This window comes from Kitasatospora sp. NPDC058218 (genome assembly GCF_042882445.1).
Lineage (GTDB): Bacteria > Actinomycetota > Actinomycetes > Streptomycetales > Streptomycetaceae > Kitasatospora.
Genome location: NZ_JBHVWC010000033.1, coordinates 40295 through 55562 on the forward strand (window position 1 = coordinate 40295; position 15268 = coordinate 55562).

The 15268-nt window shown below is 70.9% G+C and carries 9 protein-coding genes and 2 pseudogenes; 5 read left to right on the forward strand and 6 right to left on the reverse strand.

What is annotated here, in order from left to right:
• Window positions 1-74 precede the first annotated feature (74 nt).
• Entirely contained in the window at window positions 75-497 is a 423-nt protein-coding gene (locus ACFVYI_RS21360; protein ID WP_387887842.1) for an arsenate reductase ArsC, read from the forward strand.
• A gap of 134 nt (window positions 498-631) precedes the next feature.
• Here the strand turns inward: ACFVYI_RS21360 and ACFVYI_RS21365 are convergent.
• Window positions 632-1639: pseudogene (locus tag ACFVYI_RS21365) on the reverse strand (S8 family serine peptidase); the annotation flags it as partial.
• Between the two features lie 334 nt (window positions 1640-1973).
• Here ACFVYI_RS21365 and ACFVYI_RS21370 point away from each other — a divergent pair.
• Window positions 1974-2417, forward strand: coding sequence for a DUF2690 domain-containing protein (locus tag ACFVYI_RS21370; protein WP_387887845.1), 444 nt, complete (start codon window positions 1974-1976; stop codon window positions 2415-2417).
• Between the two features lie 545 nt (window positions 2418-2962).
• Here the strand turns inward: ACFVYI_RS21370 and ACFVYI_RS21375 are convergent.
• Together ACFVYI_RS21375 and ACFVYI_RS21380 are read right to left on the reverse strand one after the other, a co-directional pair.
• The gene (locus ACFVYI_RS21375) at window positions 2963-4483 is read right to left on the reverse strand and encodes an MFS transporter (RefSeq protein ID WP_387887847.1); all 1521 of its coding nucleotides are present in this window, start codon (window positions 4481-4483) and stop codon (window positions 2963-2965) included.
• Between the two features lie 305 nt (window positions 4484-4788).
• On the reverse strand, window positions 4789-7149 hold the full coding sequence (locus ACFVYI_RS21380; protein ID WP_387887850.1) for an arylsulfatase: 2361 nt from the start codon (window positions 7147-7149) through the stop codon (window positions 4789-4791).
• Between the two features lie 367 nt (window positions 7150-7516).
• Between ACFVYI_RS21380 and ACFVYI_RS21385 the strand changes: the two genes are divergently transcribed.
• Window positions 7517-8479, forward strand: coding sequence for a formylglycine-generating enzyme family protein (locus ACFVYI_RS21385; protein ID WP_387887853.1), 963 nt, complete (start codon window positions 7517-7519; stop codon window positions 8477-8479).
• Between the two features lie 257 nt (window positions 8480-8736).
• Here the strand turns inward: ACFVYI_RS21385 and ACFVYI_RS21390 are convergent, their stop codons facing one another.
• Window positions 8737-10080 (reverse strand): chloride channel protein, encoded by a 1344-nt coding sequence (locus tag ACFVYI_RS21390; RefSeq protein ID WP_387887855.1) that lies wholly within the window; start codon window positions 10078-10080, stop codon window positions 8737-8739.
• Between the two features lie 289 nt (window positions 10081-10369).
• Between ACFVYI_RS21390 and ACFVYI_RS21395 the strand changes: the two are divergent.
• Window positions 10370-10543: pseudogene (locus ACFVYI_RS21395) on the forward strand (glycoside hydrolase family 15 protein); the annotation flags it as partial.
• Between the two features lie 383 nt (window positions 10544-10926).
• Window positions 10927-11958, forward strand: a complete 1032-nt coding sequence (locus ACFVYI_RS21400; protein WP_387887858.1) for a hypothetical protein — start codon at window positions 10927-10929, stop codon at window positions 11956-11958.
• A 183-nt stretch (window positions 11959-12141) separates the two neighbouring features.
• Here the strand turns inward: ACFVYI_RS21400 and ACFVYI_RS21405 are convergent, their stop codons facing one another.
• Together ACFVYI_RS21405 and ACFVYI_RS21410 are read right to left on the reverse strand one after the other, a co-directional pair.
• The gene (locus ACFVYI_RS21405) at window positions 12142-13920 is read right to left on the reverse strand and encodes a cation:proton antiporter (protein WP_387887861.1); all 1779 of its coding nucleotides are present in this window, start codon (window positions 13918-13920) and stop codon (window positions 12142-12144) included.
• 45 nt (window positions 13921-13965) lie between these two features.
• Complete coding sequence (locus ACFVYI_RS21410) at window positions 13966-14886, reverse strand: aldose 1-epimerase family protein (protein ID WP_387887863.1); 921 nt, start codon at window positions 14884-14886, stop codon at window positions 13966-13968.
• Window positions 14887-15268: the final 382 nt, after the last annotated feature.

Below are 15268 nucleotides of genomic sequence, written 5' to 3' on the forward strand. Positions count from 1 at the left end.
CGGACGCCCGGATGACCGACCACCCGCCGCCGGCGCCGGATCCGAGCCCGCACCGACCGAAGGAACCCGACACGATGCCAGCTCCCGCCGCCTCCGTGCTGTTCGTCTGCATCCACAACGCCGGCCGCTCGCAGATGGCCGCCGGCTTCCTGCGCCACCTCGCGGGAGACCGCGTCGAGGTCCGCTCCGCCGGATCCGTCCCCGGCGACCAGGTCAACCCCGCCGCCGCCGCGGCGATGGCCGAGTTGGGCATCGACATCTCCGACCAGACCCCGAAGATCCTCACCACCGAGGCCGTCCAGGCGTCCGACTACGTCATCACCATGGGCTGCGGCGACGCCTGCCCGTACTTCCCCGGCAAGACGTACCTCGACTGGAAGCTGGACGACCCGGCCGGCCAGGGCGTCGAGGCCGTCCGCCCCATCCGCGACGAGATCAAGGGCCTCATCGAGGGCCTGATCGCCGAGATCGACGCCGAGCCCGCACAGGAGAGCTGACCCTCCCGTGACCGACACCGCCCGGACCGGCGCCGACGCGCCGTCGGGGCAGCGGTTTCCCGGCCCCGCCACCGCGACGACCGGTGCTCCGCCCCCCGGTGGGCGGCGGAGCACCGGTCGTCGGTGCGGCACGGCTAGAAGGTGAGGTTCCAGGCGTCGATCGTGCCGGTGTCGCCGGAGGCGCCGTCCTTCACCCGGAGCTTCCAGGTGCCGTTGGCCGCGCTCGCGGAGGCGTTCACGGTGTACGTCTTGGCGACGTTGTCGGCGCTGTCGCCGTTGGCGAAGTCCTCCAGAAGGTAGACCGTGCCGTCCGGGGCGACCAGCGAGATCACCAGGTCACCGCAGTAGGTGTGCTTGATGTCCACGCCGACCTTCAGCGTCGCCGGGGCGTTGCCGGTGACGCCGGTGACGGCGATCGGGCTCTCCACCGTGGCGTTGTCGGCGATCGCCGCGCCGGTCAGGTTCTCGAAGTACTTGCCGGCCGGCGGCGTGGTGGTGCCGTTGACCGCCTTCAGCGCGTCGACCTGGCCCTCGCCGAAGAACGCGTTGTTCGCGGTGGTGCCGGTGCAGCGAGCGTCCGAGGCGGGGCAGGCCACGTCGCCGGCCTGGGTGGCCAGCCGGGCCCGGATGCCGGCCGGGGTGAGCGTCGGGCCGGCGCTCACGAGCAGCGCGGCCACGCCCGTGACGTGCGGGGAGGCCATCGAAGTGCCGCTCTTGGTGCCGTACTTGCCGCCGGGCAGGGTCGAGTACGCGCCGTTGGAGCCGTCGCCGCCGGGCGCGGCGACGTCGATGACGCCCTTGCCGAAGTTGGAGTACGAGGCCTTCACGCTGCCGCTGCCCATCGCGGCGACGGTCACCACGCCCGGCAGCTCGGTCGGGATGTCCAGGCAGGCGTTGGTGATCGTCCGGGTGACCGGGGTCGAGTCGTTCGGGCTCTCGCTGTCGGTCGTCTTGTTGGCGAGGTCGTAGTTCGAGTTGCCGGCCGCCGCCACCTGCAGCGAGCCCTTGTTCTCGGCGTACTCCTGGGCGCGCTTGACGCCCTCGATGATGGCCGCCTGGTCGACGTTGTCCGGGCAGTTGAACTGCCACGGGTCGGTGTAGTAGCTGTTGTTGGTCACCTTGAAGCCGTGGTCGCCGGCCCAGGCCAGCGGAACACTCTGGCACCCTACCTGACCTGCGGGCGCAGCCAAGCAGATACACAGCGCTCGCTTCAATCCTCAACCGCCCCGAAGGTGATCGCCCTGCCCTACGGGTCAAGGTCGCGATCGTGGTCTTCCGGAGAACGACTGCTCCTTCGTGCCTGACCCGACGAACGACGTCCATCCACCAGGAGCTCCGGTCGCGTCCGCGAGCGACCCGATTGGTAACCGCCCCGCTGTTTTCACCCCATCGGGGGATTGTCGGTGCACATGGTTCCTGCACAATCCGCCCTTGCGCTATCAAGGTTCCACCCGTCTACCACTGGGAGGATCACCTATGGCTCGTCGCTCGGCCGTTCTGATCGCAGGCCTGCTCACCTTTGGTGCAACGACCCTCGTCACCCCCATGGATCCCGTTGCCTCGGCCGTCGTCGCCCGCCACTGCACCAGCGACGCCTGCACCGGTAAGAACCCCAAGGTCGAGGGGTGTGACACAGATGCGGAAACGCTGACGACGGTCCGCGCAACCAGTGGTGGACCGACCGTGGAGTTGCGTCGTTCGAGAACGTGCAGTGCGGCGTGGATCCGCTTCAGCACCACCGCAACCGACGATTGGAAGGCGAAGCTCGACATCCAGGGCCACGATCCGTACGTGATCAACGCGTCGCCGAGCTACCCCGCTTACTCCCCGATGGTGGGCACCAGCAAGTCCTATCGTGCCTGTGTCAAGGAGTACATGGACGCCCACGATCGCTGGGCATGCACGCCGAAATGGTACTGATCTCCTACCAAAGCCGAAGCGGAAGCGGCAGCTGCCGACCCTGATGCGGAAACGTCCGAGGGTCCGGCCGGCACCAGTGGGACGACTCAGGCGGAGCCGACAGTGCGCAGCCACGAAGTGACGCGCCGGGGGCGTGGGCGAGAGTCAGCTGATCGCCAGCCCTTATCGGCCACTGGAGCGCATCGGCAGTGGTGGCACGGGCAGAGCACCGCACAGCAGAGCAACGCCGCAACGCCGTCTGACAGTGAGGATGTTCATGAGCGTCTCCCCGGCGGGGTCTGACCCACTCTCTGACTGACCCAGGGTCCTCAACGGCATGTGTCAGCTCCGCCCGGGAGGCGTTCGTGTGCATCCACCGGCCCGGCCTGCGTGACTTCATAAGAGCCTGGCCAGAGGCCCCATCACTGTCCTGTCCGCCCGCCGGACCGGTGGCTGCCGCCCTGACCGGTTCAATTCGACACCCTGGTACTGGTGGGGGTGGAGGGCACCGGAGCCTACGGGGCCGGCCCCCCGTGTCCCCGCCGCTGCTGCCCGTTGCCCGGCGCTCAGTGTTCCGGTGCGCGGTCCGGGCGGGGCAGCAGGAACGAGGCGGCGAGGGCTGCCGCGAGCAGGCCGGTCCCGGCCCACAGCGTGGTCTGGAGGGTCGCGCTGTAGCCGGTGACCTGGTCGACGGCACCGTCGATCCGGCCGTCGAGCGTGCCGAAGAAGGCGGTGCCCAGGATCGCGACGCCCAGTGCGCTGCCGAGCTGCTGGACGGCGGTGATGGTCCCGGAGGCCGAGCCGCTCTCGTGCGGTTCGACGGCGCCGAGCACGGTGTCGAAGAACGGTCCCATGACCAGGCCCATGCCCAGGCCCGCGAGGACCAGTGCCGGGGCGAGCTGCCACGGCGTCACACCCATGCCGACCGTGTTCAGGGTGACGGCGAGGGTGGCCAGGCCCAGGGCCATGACCACGAGACCGGTCTGGATGACCCGGCGCCCGAGCCGCTCAAGGATGCCGAACCGCTCGGCGACCTGGATCGCGGCGAAGCCGAGCACCATCCCCAGCGACCAGGGCAGGCTCGCCAGGCTGGCCTTCAGCGGCGTGAGGCCGAGGCCGGACTGCAGGAACAGGCTGAGCACCAGCGAGAAGCCGGCCACCGATGCGAAGAACACCGCACCGGTCACCAGCCCTGCGGAGAAGGCCCGCTTGCGGAACAGGCCCGGCACCACGAGCGGATCGCCGCCCGCCCGGGCCACCCGCAGCTCGTACCGGCCGAAGACCGCGAACAGCCCGATCCCGGCCGCCATCGACACGAACGTCCAAGCCGGCCAGCCGAGTTCACGGCCCTGAACCAACGGCAGCACCAGCAACAACGCGGCCGATGAGGCCAGAGCGGCGCCCGCGAGGTCGAGCCGGGGCCGCCGCGCGGAGCGGGACTCCGGCAGGAACTTCCAGCCGCCCAGCAGGGCGAGCAGGCCCAGCGGCAGGTTGACCAGGAAGATCATGCGCCAGCCGGAGCCGAAGAAGTCGGCATCGACCAGAGCGCCGGCCAGCACCGGGCCGCCCACCGTCGACACGGCCATCACCGGGCCGAACAGCCCGAACGCCCGCCCGACCTCCGGCCCGTCGAACATCTCCTTGATGATGCCCAGGCCCTGAGGGATCATCACCGCACCGAACAGGCCCTGCAGTCCGCGCGCGCCGACCAGCATCCCCGGCGACCAGGACACCGCACAGAGCAGCGAGGCAGCGGTGAAGCCGAGCGCGCCGACCAGGAACATCCGCTTGCGGCCCACGATGTCACCGAGACGTCCGCCGGTGATCAGGCCCACCGCCATCGCCAGCGCGTAAGCGGCTCCCAGCCACTGCATCGTGGCAGCGCCGCCGCCCAGGTCGGCCCGGATCGAAGGTGCCGCGACATTGGCGATCAACGCGTCCAGCATGTCCATCGCCTCGGCGGCGAGCAGCACCCAGAGCGCCACCCAGCGCCACCGGTACGGTGCACGGGAGGCCTGCTCGGCCGGCCGACCAGCGGCGGGAACCGGGGTGCGGACGGCGACGCCGTCCACGGGAAAGTCAGACACAGAGGTCCCTTTCTCAGAAAGATCACGAGAGAAAGAGACGCACCGGGCACTACCGGCAAGCCGGTGTGCTGAGAGCGCAAGCCCCGCCCGGACTAACCAATACCGGGAACCGTGTTTTCGCGCGTCACTACCGAACCACCGTAACAGACAGCCCCGAAGACGCCCCTGGCAAGCAATGCCTGCCGGCTGCGCCCAGGGGCTGCTGCGCGAGGTGTCGGACGATCATGATGATCCGACGGTCCGGGCGGCGCGGTTGCGGCGATCGATGGACGCGCACGGCCACCTCATCGGGCGGGGCTACGGCGTCACTGGCGTGCCATGGCGATGCGGAGCCGTTCCTCGGGCTGGATCAGGTGGCCGGGGTCACCGGGTTCGGTGTCGATCTGGACCCAGTGGATGTCGCCGGTGAAGGCACCGTTCGGGCTGTCGTAGTCCGGTGCCACGGGGGTGCCGGCGTCCTGGCCGACGTCGGCGGTCTCGTCGGCGGAGAACAGGAAGGCGAGGGTGCGTTCGACCCGGCCTTCGCCGACCTGCTCGCCGTCGTAGGCCAGCGTGACGGTGCCGCCCTTGCCGAGGCCGCCGCCGTCGTAGGCGAAGTCCATCCGGACCTGGTGGTCGCCGGCGGGGATCGGCCGGTCCGCCTCCACCACGGTGAGGTCCAGCCCGCAGAGGTTGTAGGCGAAGCGGGCGCGGCCCTGCTTGGTGTAGAGGCTCCAGCCGCCGAAGCTGCCGCCCTGGCAGAGGACGACGCCGCCGGCCCGGTCGTCGGGGCAGGTGAGCTTCGCGGTGATGGAGAAGGACTTGTTCTTGACGTTGATCAGGCTGTTCTCACTGAGGCGGCCCATCCCGGGGTACAGGACCTGGGAGCGGCCCGTGACCAGTTCGGGACGTCCGGCGAGGTCGGAGTTCATCCGCTCGACGACCCGGTCGTCCATCGGGAGCACGTTGTAGCGGGCGGCCTCGATGAGCCACAGGCGCTGCAGGTGGCGGAGCTTGTCCGGCATCCGTGCGGCCAGGTCATGCGCCTGGGTCCAGTCGGTGGAGCCGTCGTAGAGCTCCCACACGTCGTCGTCGAAGAGCAGGTTCTGTCCCGGGCCCAGGACCCAGGGGGTGCGGTGCTTGGTGACGGCGGACCAGCCCCGGTGGTAGATGCCCCGGTTGCCCAGCATCTCGAAGTACTGGTGGTCGTGCCGCTCGGGGGCGTCGGCGTCGTTGAAGGTGTAGAGCATCGAGGTGCCCTCCATCAGCGACTGCTGGACACCGTTGACCATGGTCGGTTCCGGGATGCCGGTGGCCTCCAGGATCGTGGGGGCGACGTCGATCACGTGGGAGAACTGGTGGCGCGTCCCGCCGGCGGAGGTGATGCCGCGCGGCCAGTGCACGATCGTGCCGTTGCGGGTGCCACCCCAGTGCGAGGCCACTTGCTTGGTCCACTGGTACGGGGTGTCCATGGCGTGTGCCCAGCCGACAGCGTAGTGGTTGTAGGCCTCCGGGGTGCCGAACTTGTCGATCCGCTCCGCCAGGTACTCCGGCGTCTCGACGTCGGCCAGGGCGTTGAAGGCGAGCATCTCGTTGAAGGTGCCGCGCAATCCGCCCTCACCGGAGGCACCGTTGTCGCCGGTGATGACGTACACCAGCGTGTCGTCGAGGATGCCGAGCTCCTCGATCGCGTCGACCAGGCGGCCGACGTGGTGGTCGGTGTGGGTCAGGAAGCCGGCGTAGACCTCCATCTGGCGGGCGAGGACGGGCCGCAGCTCGGGAGCGACCTCCTCCCAGGCCGGGATCTCCTCGTGCCGGACCGTCAGTTCCGCGTCCTGCGGGACGACCCCGAGGTCCCGCTGGCGGGCCAGGGTCTCCTCGCGGACGGCGTCCCAGCCCTGGTCGAAGCGGCCGCGGTAGCGGTCGGCCCACGCCTTCGGCACGTGGTGCGGCGCGTGGGTCGCCCCGGGCGCGAAGTAGCAGAAGAACGGCCGGTCGGACATCAGGCTCTTCTGCTGGCGCACCCAGGCGATGGCCCGATCGGTGAGGTCCTCGGTGAGGTGGTAGCCCTCCTCCGGGGTCTTCGCCGGCTCCACCGGGGTGGTGCCCTCGAACAGGGCGGGACTGTACTGGTTGGTCTCGCCACCGATGAAGCCGTAGAAGTGCTCGAAGCCGCCGCCGCCGGAGGGCCACGCGTCGAACGGCCCGGCCGGGCCGGTCTGCCAGACCGGCACCTCGTGGCACTTGCCGAACTGCGCCGTCGAATAGCCGTTGAGGCGCAGGATCTCCGCGATCGGGGCCTTGGTGTTGGGCCGCACGGAGCTGTACCCGGGAGCGGAGGTGGCCATCTCCGTGATGCCCCCCATGCCGACCGAGTGGTGGTTGCGCCCGGTCAGCAGGGCCTGCCGCGTGGGTGAGCACAGTGCGGTGGTGTGGAAGCGGGTGAACCTGAGGCCCCCGGCGGCCAGCCGGTCGAAGACCGGCGTCTCGCACGGCCCGCCGAACGCGCTCGGAGCACCGAAGCCGACGTCGTCCAACATGATCACCAGAACGTTCGGCGCGCCCTCTGGCGGCAGCAGCACCTCGATGGGCGGGAACGCCGTGTCGGGGTCCTTCGCATCGTAGGTGACCGGCCCGGGCCGGGGCAGGTCGGGAACGGGAAGGATCTGGCGCTGCACATCGGCCATCAGGGGCCCTTTCTCTCTGCGACGGTCGTACGGACGGGCCGTCCGGCCCCCGAGGGTGCGGTGACGCCGACGGATCCCCGCGGAATGCCAGGTGGCGCTTCCTACCGTGCGCGTCGCCGCGGCCCGCAGCAAGGCGACTCGCAGAGCACCGTCACACGGGCAGCGCGGACCACCCGGCGGGGCCGCCGGAACCGGCGACGACACACCCCGGCGTGGCGGACGGGAGGAGCCGCCGGATGCGGTGCCCACCGGTGGAGAATGACCCCGCAGCGCGCCCGGGCGATCCCTCGGACCTCCGCGGTCGGATCACCTCCCCGGCACGGCCGACGTGGCGACGGGCACCGACCGAGGAAGGCCGAGCACCGGCATGACAGACGAGCGACCCGCCTGCTGCGCGCCCGGCCGACCGGGCCGGACGGCCTGCGCCCCGGACGTCCTGGCACACCGGAACCCGGCAACGGAGCCCGTGCACCTCCCCGGCACGGCCGTCCGCCTGCCGGGTGGCATCTTCCGCATGGGCAGCACCGACGCCCTCGCCTACCCCGGCGACGGAGAAGGCCCGGTCCGCCAAGTCCGGGTCAGCCCGTTCGCCATCGACCCCCATTGCGTCAGCAACGCCCGGTTCCGGGTCTTCGTCGAGGCCACCGGCCACATCACCGAGGCCGAACGCCACCGGGTCTCGTTCGTGTTCGGCGGGCTGCTCCCCGATGACTTCCCGCCCACCCGCGGTGTCGCGGCGGCCCCGTGGTGGCGCGAGGTCCCCGGCGCCGACTGGCGCCACCCGGAGGGCCCCCACTCCGACCTGACCGACCGTGAGAACCACCCGGTGGTCCACGTCTCCTGGCACGACGCGGCCGCGTACTGCGCCTGGGCCGGACGCCGGCTCCCCACCGAGGCCCAGTGGGAGTACGCCGCACGCGGCGGCCTGGAGCAGATGCCCTTCCCCTGGGGTGACGACCTGACCCCAGGTGACCGGCACCGGATGAACGTCTGGAACGGCACCTTCCCCCACCACAACACCCGCGAGGACGGCCACCCGGGCACCTGTCCCGTCGACGCCTTCGAACCCAACGCCTACGGCCTGTACAACATGACCGGGAACGTGTGGGAGTGGACCGCTGACCGGTTCCACCCCACCTGGCACACCACCGGACCCCGAACCGACCCGACCGGCCCGCCCACCGGCACCGCCCGCGCCCTGCGCGGCGGGTCCTACCTCTGCCACGCCTCCTACTGCCGCCGCTACCGCGTCAGCGCCCGCATGGGCAACACCCCCGACTCCTCCACCGGCAACATCGGCTTCCGGTGCGCCGACCCGGACGGGCCGTAGCGCCGAACCGCACTCCAGCTACCGCCGGGCAGCCGCGGGGCATCACCCCGCCCACCACAGACAGACAAACCCGGTCGTGCCGACGGCGCAGCAGGCCGCCGCGCCCGACGAGTGACCGGACCGGCTCCCCGTGGAACCCCCAGCGACATCCCTCGTGCCACAGCGCCCCGACATCGGCGGCACCGCCACGGTGCACCCCGCGCCCCCACCGCTTCGGCATCGCCGGAGAGCTGCATCCAAGCGCTGCGGACGGTTCCTCATGGGGACGCCGGCGGCGGTTCCGATGCCGTCACGGGGGCGGGGGCGAGTCGGAGCGAGAGGACGTAGGAGACCACGACCGCGACGATGACGAGCGGCATGACGGTGAGGCCCTGCGTTCCCAGCAGCAGGGTGGCCAGCAGGACCGCGGTCATCGGCAGTTTCAGCATCGCCACGCACATCGCCCCGACGCCCATCGCGAAGCCGGATGTCACGTCCAGTCCGGGTAGATGGGCAAGGGCCAGTCCGCCGGCACCTCCCACGAACATCGACGGAAAGACCGGGCCGCCGCGGAAACTGCTGAGCGAGAGGCTGTAGGCGACGGCCTTGCAGACCACGAGGACCACCAGGGTGCCGGCCGTGTACCCGGCCTGACCGGCCAGCAGGGGGCCGAGCGCGTCCTGGCCGGAGTACAACACTTCGGATGCCCCGTTGCCCGTCCACGTGGCGTACACCAGGGCGGTCACTCCCACGAGCGCGCCGGTCAGGACGGTGACCACCACCCGTCGCCGGTCGACCCGGGCCTGCAGGAACAGAGCTGACCGGTGGATCCCTGCGCCGAGGACGGCCGAGGCGACGCCGATGGCGAGGGCCCAGCCGAAGCCGGCGATGTCGGGGCGGTCGGCCTGCGGCACCTGGCCGAGGACCAGCGAGTACGTGCCCAGGCCGGTCCACGAATCCAGGCCGGTGAAGATCAGTGCGCCGATGCCGGCCGCGAGGAGGCCCGGCGCCAGGATGATCCCCATCATGGCGCCTCCGATGCCGGCCGCCTCCATCAGGAGGAACGCTCCGAGCAGCGGCGAGCCCAGCAGCGTGCTGACGGCCGCGAAGCTCCCCGCGGCCCCCAGCACGGCACTCGCGTTCGGCTGAAGGTCGCGCTTCGCCGCCCGGACGGCGAACACCGCCAAGCCGCCGCCGAGCGCGATGAGCGGCGCCTCCGGCCCGATCACCGCGCCTGCTCCCAGTGACGCCACCGCGGCGAGCGCGATACCGGGCAGCTCCGCCGCCGACGGCGCTCCCTTGGCGACCAGGCCCTCGGCCGGTTTGTGTCCACCCGACCCAGGCAGGTAGCGGATGGTCAGCGCCACCAGCAGCCCGGCCAGCGCGAGCAGCGGGATCGGCCACCAGGACGGCGTTCCGTCGAATCCCAGGCCCCTGGGGAGGTCGGTGTAGGTCAGCGACTGGAGCTCGGACACGAGCGCGAGGAAGCCGAACGCGGCTGCGGAGATCGGGATCCCGAGCAGCGCCGTCATGACCAGCAGGACCGCGTACCCACGGGTGCGGATCACCGCGAAGGGATCCGGCGGTGCGGCGGCGGGCGGTCCGACGGGTGTGGCCGGCATGCTCATCGTCTCCTCAACACCGGGAGCCATCCCGAACACGTCGGTCGCAGGGCTCCGTACCGTGGTATCACGCACAGCGGGAGGCACGGCGTCACCGCTGCGCGACTGCCCGACGATCCGGCGAAGGTCATTCCCCCGGCTCAGCGCTGTGCGCGGAGTGGCCTACCGGCGCACGTTCACCGGCCGGGTGCTTTGGGGCACCGTCCCAGCACCGGCCGTTTCGGTGGCGGACCGCTCCGGAACTCGGCCGGGGGTGTTCGAAGCCCGGCATCGCGGGCGAGGTCCGACCGGGCGCCGCCACTGCATGGTGAACCGCTCCGCGATCACCCTCAAGCTGCTCACCTACGCGCCCACCGGCGCACCGGTGGGCGCGGCCACCATGGGCCTGCCCGAGCAGGTCGGCGGCGAGCGCAACTGGGACTACCGCTACACCTGGGTCCGCGACGGCTCGCTCTCCGAGCGCTGGTCCCGTACTTCGCGGGTCGTTGATTTGGATGGATCGGGTGTCCCGGTGGCCCCGGCCCGACCGGCGGCGCCCGGCGGCGCAGTCGGGGTACTCGACGCCCCGACCGGCGGGGCGTCCTCGCGCAGCTCCCTAGCGGAGCCCTCACGGCCTCCCAGGGGCCCGTCCAGCACGGCGGGCGGCTTGGCGCCGGTGGCCTGGAGGGCTGCCTGGCCCTTGCGCTCGGCAGCTTCGCTCTTGAGCTTCTGCTCACGCTGCAGGTGGCACTCGTAGCAGCGGCCAGGACGTTCACGGTCGGGTGCTCTGAGTGGGCGTCCCTCAGCATCGCTCATACGCTCGGTAGTGGCATCAGCACCTATTGCTACACACAGCGGAGGCATGTCATGACGTTCATGGGGAAGCACCGGTTCGCTGGCAGCCACACGGAGAAGACGATCCTGAAGCTCTCATGGGAGGGCGAGTTCTTCGGCGTGGGCCTCTTCGAAGAACTCGCCAGGATGTATCCCGAGCATGCCAACGAGATGACGGCCTGCGCGACGATGGAGTGGTTCAACACCCACTACTGCGAGCCCTTCGCCCACGACGCCGGCATTCACGTCACCCTGGAGGAGGCCGAGAAGCTCGGACGGGAAGGGGCGGCGTTGGCGCGGCACTACCGCACGTTCGAAAAGATCGCGAAGGCCACGGTCGAAGAGACCAAAGAGGTCGATCCGCTGTTCAAGCAGCTCGGCAAGGGCGCCGGCACCCCTGAGCTGAAGACGCTCGGAGAGGACCTGCTCGCGCATGAGAACGCGATGCGCGACTGGATGCGCTCCGAGCTGGACGGGAAGTCCGACGGCGCCGCGAAGGTCTTCGCCTACCTCGAACGTCACGGGATCTCGCGACAGGACGCCGTGACCCCGCGCGAGGACAGAGAAGACTCCGCGGGGGACAAGCAGCAGCTCGTCCTCGCGTTCTTCGACAGTGAGGATGCCGCCGACCAGGCCGCGAAGGCCCTCAAGGGCTGGGAGAAGGCCACCGAGTACATGAAGCTCGATGCGATCGGCGTGCTCGTCAAGGACAAGGACGGCAAGGTCAAGCAGCACAAGCTGGGGAGGAAGGCCGGCAAGCGCGGCATGGGGGCCGGCGTCGCCCTGGGCCTGATCGCGGCGATCCCCACCGGCGGGGTGTCCCTGCTCGGAGGTGTCCTCGGAGGAGGGGCCGCCGGCGGGATCATCGGCGAGTTCTTCCACAAGGGCCTCAAGATGACCGACGAGGACGTGGCGCGCATCGGCCGCGAGCTCGACGCGGGCCACGCCGCGGTGGGCGTACTCACCTGGGACGACGAGACCGAGGCCGTGGCAGCGAAGCTCAAGGACCAGGGCGGGACCCCCCAGACCCACGAGGTGGCCAAGGTGACGGCGCAGGGCCAGTAGTGTCCTGGCCGGAGATCCGTCGGCAGAACCGGGCGAGGGAGTCGAGGAGCTCGTCGGCGGAGGCCGGGGCGGAACATCTGGTCGGTGAGGAAGCCGAGTCGGCGCTCCAGCTGGTTGATCCAGTCGGTTCATGTGAGTCGTCGTTGGCCCGGCTGTCCGGACAGGTTCAGACGTCGGGCCTGCCTACTCCGATGGACGCGCGGTATGCCGCCCGCCCGGGGCCAGCAGGACGACCGTGTCCCCCGGCCGGGCCAGCGGTGTGTTGCCTTCCGTGACCGGATCGAGGCGGCCGTCCCGCCGTACCAGGAACAGCTGACGGTAGCCGGGCGGCAGGGCATCACCGGCCGGCTGCGCCAGGACGGCCGCCCCTTGCTCGTACCTGCGGGAGAAGGTCGGCCAGGTCATATCCGCCCCGAACAGGATCTCGCCCCCGATGAACGGCGCCACCACGCCATGGCTCTCGGGCGGTGCGTTGAGTCGGTGGACCGTCCCTTCCACACTGCCGCGCAGAATCGTCGCCGCCAGGACGTTGAAGTCGTCCTCGGCGGTGAGGAAGTACACCGCCGTGATGCCCTCCAGTTCGGCGCCACCACCGGTAGCGGCGGCCAGCAGCTCACCGGGCGCCAGCTCGATCCCGGCCTGCGTGATGCGTTCGCGCTGCTCCTTCTCCCCTGCCCACATCAGCACCTCCAGCCGCGCCGACCGCAGGGCCACACCCAGGTGGACCACCCAGGGGTCGCCGCCGACCAGCAGCGGACGCGAGCGGGACGGGCGCACGACGCCCAGGCGCCGGGCCACGGGCGCGGCGGTCAGGCCGTAGAGCGTCACGGTCGCGACGATGACCACGAAAGTGGCGGGGAGGATCTTCGACGCGCCGCCGATCCCCTTGGCCACCAGGCCGGCCGAGAACGTCGATGCGGTAGCGGCCGCGACGATGCCGCGCGGCGCCATCCAGCCGATGAAGCCCCGCTCGCCATGCGTCAGGTCGGTGCCAAGGGTGGAGGCCGCCGCGACCAGCGGCCTGACGGCAAGCACCAGAATGGCGGCGAGCCCGAGTGCGGGCAGCCCCACATGGCGCAGCGACTGCGGGGTGACGGTAGCCGAGATCGAGATGAAGAGCAGGCCGATGATCAGGCTGACCAAGGTCTCGAAGAACGGCCGACGCGCCGGGACGTCGAAGCCGGGCAGGTTTGCTACGGCCAGGCCCATCACCACGGCGGCGATGAGTCCCGTGTCGTCGCGCAGGACATCGCAGAGCGCCGCCACACCGATCACTGCGGCGAGCTGTGCCGTGGTGCCGAGGACCTCGCCGAGCCGCAGCACCCGGAACAGCGCCCACAGCAGAGCTGCCCCGACCACCCCTCCGGCCGCTCCGATACCCAGACTGGCCAGGAAGCCCGCCGCCGCGCTGCCGAAGTGGTGGTCAGTGGTCGCCACGACGAAGTGGAAGACCAGTGCTCCCAGGATGCCGCCGACCGGGTCGATGAGGGAGCCTTCCCAGGTCAGGATGCGCTGGAGCCGGTCCTTGGGCCGTACGAAGCCGAGCAGCGGTCCGACGACCGTCGGACCGGAGACCACGAGGATCGCACCGATCATGACGGCCGCCTGCCGGGACATGCCCAGCAGCGGTACGGCGAGGAGCGTGCCGAGCAGCCAGGTGATCAGGACGCCGATCCAGATCAGCCGGACGACGACACGGCGGGTGTGCCCCTTCAGCCTCGCCAGGTCCAGCCCGAGGCCCGCGTCGTAGAGGATCACGGCGACGGCCAGCGACACCAGCGGTGAGAACGCCGGCCCCAGCAGCTGCTCGGGGTTGACGTCGTCGATCAGCGCGCCGGCGGCGAAGCCGACCGGGAGAAGGACGATGAGGGCGGGGATGCGCAGGCGCCTCGCCAGGATCTGCGATCCGACGGCGAGGACCATGATCAGGCCCACGCCGATGAGCACCTGGTTCGTCGTCACGGATGGCCCGTTCCGGGGATCAGGTCGGGGGCCATGATGGCGCCGTCACTCTCCCCACGGCGTGATCCCCCAGCGGACGGTGTGCCGCTCGCCGGGGCCGAGGCTGACGAGGCCGGTGCCGCTGCGGAAGGCGTCCGGCGGGCAGGTCATCGGCTCGATGGCGACCGCGCGACGGCGCTCCCCCGGCGGGAGAGTGTCGCCGGTGTAGAGCTGCACGTAGTCGGCGCCTTCACCGAGCCACACGTCCGTACCGGACGCACCCGACGGGTGGGCCAGGCGGACCACCGCCCGCCCGTCCGCGTCACGGTCGAGGTCGCCGAACGGGGTGTCGAGTTGGAGCGCTCCGACAGTCTGTGGTGTTCGCAAGTCGTACGGCGTCCCGGCGACCGGCTCGGCGGCCACCGGCAGGCCACGCTCGTCGGTGCGCAGCCATGTCCGTGCGGGGACGGTCAGCACCGCTTGGTCGACGACCGCGGTGCCCGCGGTGACGTAGGGATGCTGGCCGAAGCCGTAGGGTGCGGCGCTCACGTCGAGGTTGCGCGCGGTGACGGCGACCTCGAGCCCGTCCTCGCCCAGGACGTACTCGGCACTGACGTGGAGGTGGAACGGGTAACCCGGCTGCGGCCACAGCGGAACGTCCAGGACGGCCCGGCGGTCGCTCGCCTCCACGACCCGCCACGCGGCCCACCGGAGCAATCCGTGGATGGCGTTGCCGCCGGCCGGCTCGGTGAGCGGCAGCTGCAGGTCCTGTCCGTCCCAGGGGTACCGGCCATCGCGGATCCGGTTGGGCCACGGGACCAGGATCTGGCCGCGCCCGCCGGTGATCCGGTCCTGCTCGGCGAATCCGTCGAGCACGGCGCGTTCACCGACCCGGTACGACCGCAGCGCGGCGCCCAGTTCGACGATGACGGCACTGTGCGCGCCGTGGCGGAGGGTCACTTGCCGTCCGGTGCGGCTCTTCTGCACGCCTGAGCTCCTCAGCCCGGCCGGCATCCTCGGACGCGGGCGTCGTGGTGGCCTGCGGTGTCGGCCGGCCCTCTCGTCTGGAGCGTGCGGTGCCGCACTGGCCCGGTCAAGCGCGACACGTTCCTGCGGGCGGAATCGCCCGGCTCGTTCGCCCACTGGGGCGATCTGCAGCAGCCCGTCGGAACGCCCGTTCGCCGGCCTCTCTCCGGTCGCACGGGGCGCTTGTGCTGGCCCCCGGGCGGGATGGCGGCTTCACCTGCGGCCGAGCGCCTGCTGCGTCGGCCGATGCGCCGCCAGACGGCCCGTTGGAATCTGAGCATCAGCACGCCCACCACGATCAGCAGCACGATGTTGAGCAGGAGTTGGACCAGGGAGCCGCGTG

Excerpts from the sequence above, each read along its gene's own strand:
- ACFVYI_RS21360 (WP_387887842.1), top strand. The coding sequence starts at position 75 with ATGCCAGCTCCCGCCGCCTCCGTGCTGTTCGTCTGCATCCACAACGCC.
- ACFVYI_RS21400 (WP_387887858.1), top strand. The coding sequence starts at position 10,927 with ATGACGTTCATGGGGAAGCACCGGTTCGCTGGCAGCCACACGGAGAAG.
- ACFVYI_RS21370 (WP_387887845.1), top strand. The coding sequence starts at position 1,974 with ATGGCTCGTCGCTCGGCCGTTCTGATCGCAGGCCTGCTCACCTTTGGT.
- ACFVYI_RS21380 (WP_387887850.1), bottom strand. The coding sequence starts at position 7,149 with ATGGCCGATGTGCAGCGCCAGATCCTTCCCGTTCCCGACCTGCCCCGG.
- ACFVYI_RS21385 (WP_387887853.1), top strand. The coding sequence starts at position 7,517 with ATGACAGACGAGCGACCCGCCTGCTGCGCGCCCGGCCGACCGGGCCGG.
- ACFVYI_RS21390 (WP_387887855.1), bottom strand. The coding sequence starts at position 10,080 with ATGCCGGCCACACCCGTCGGACCGCCCGCCGCCGCACCGCCGGATCCC.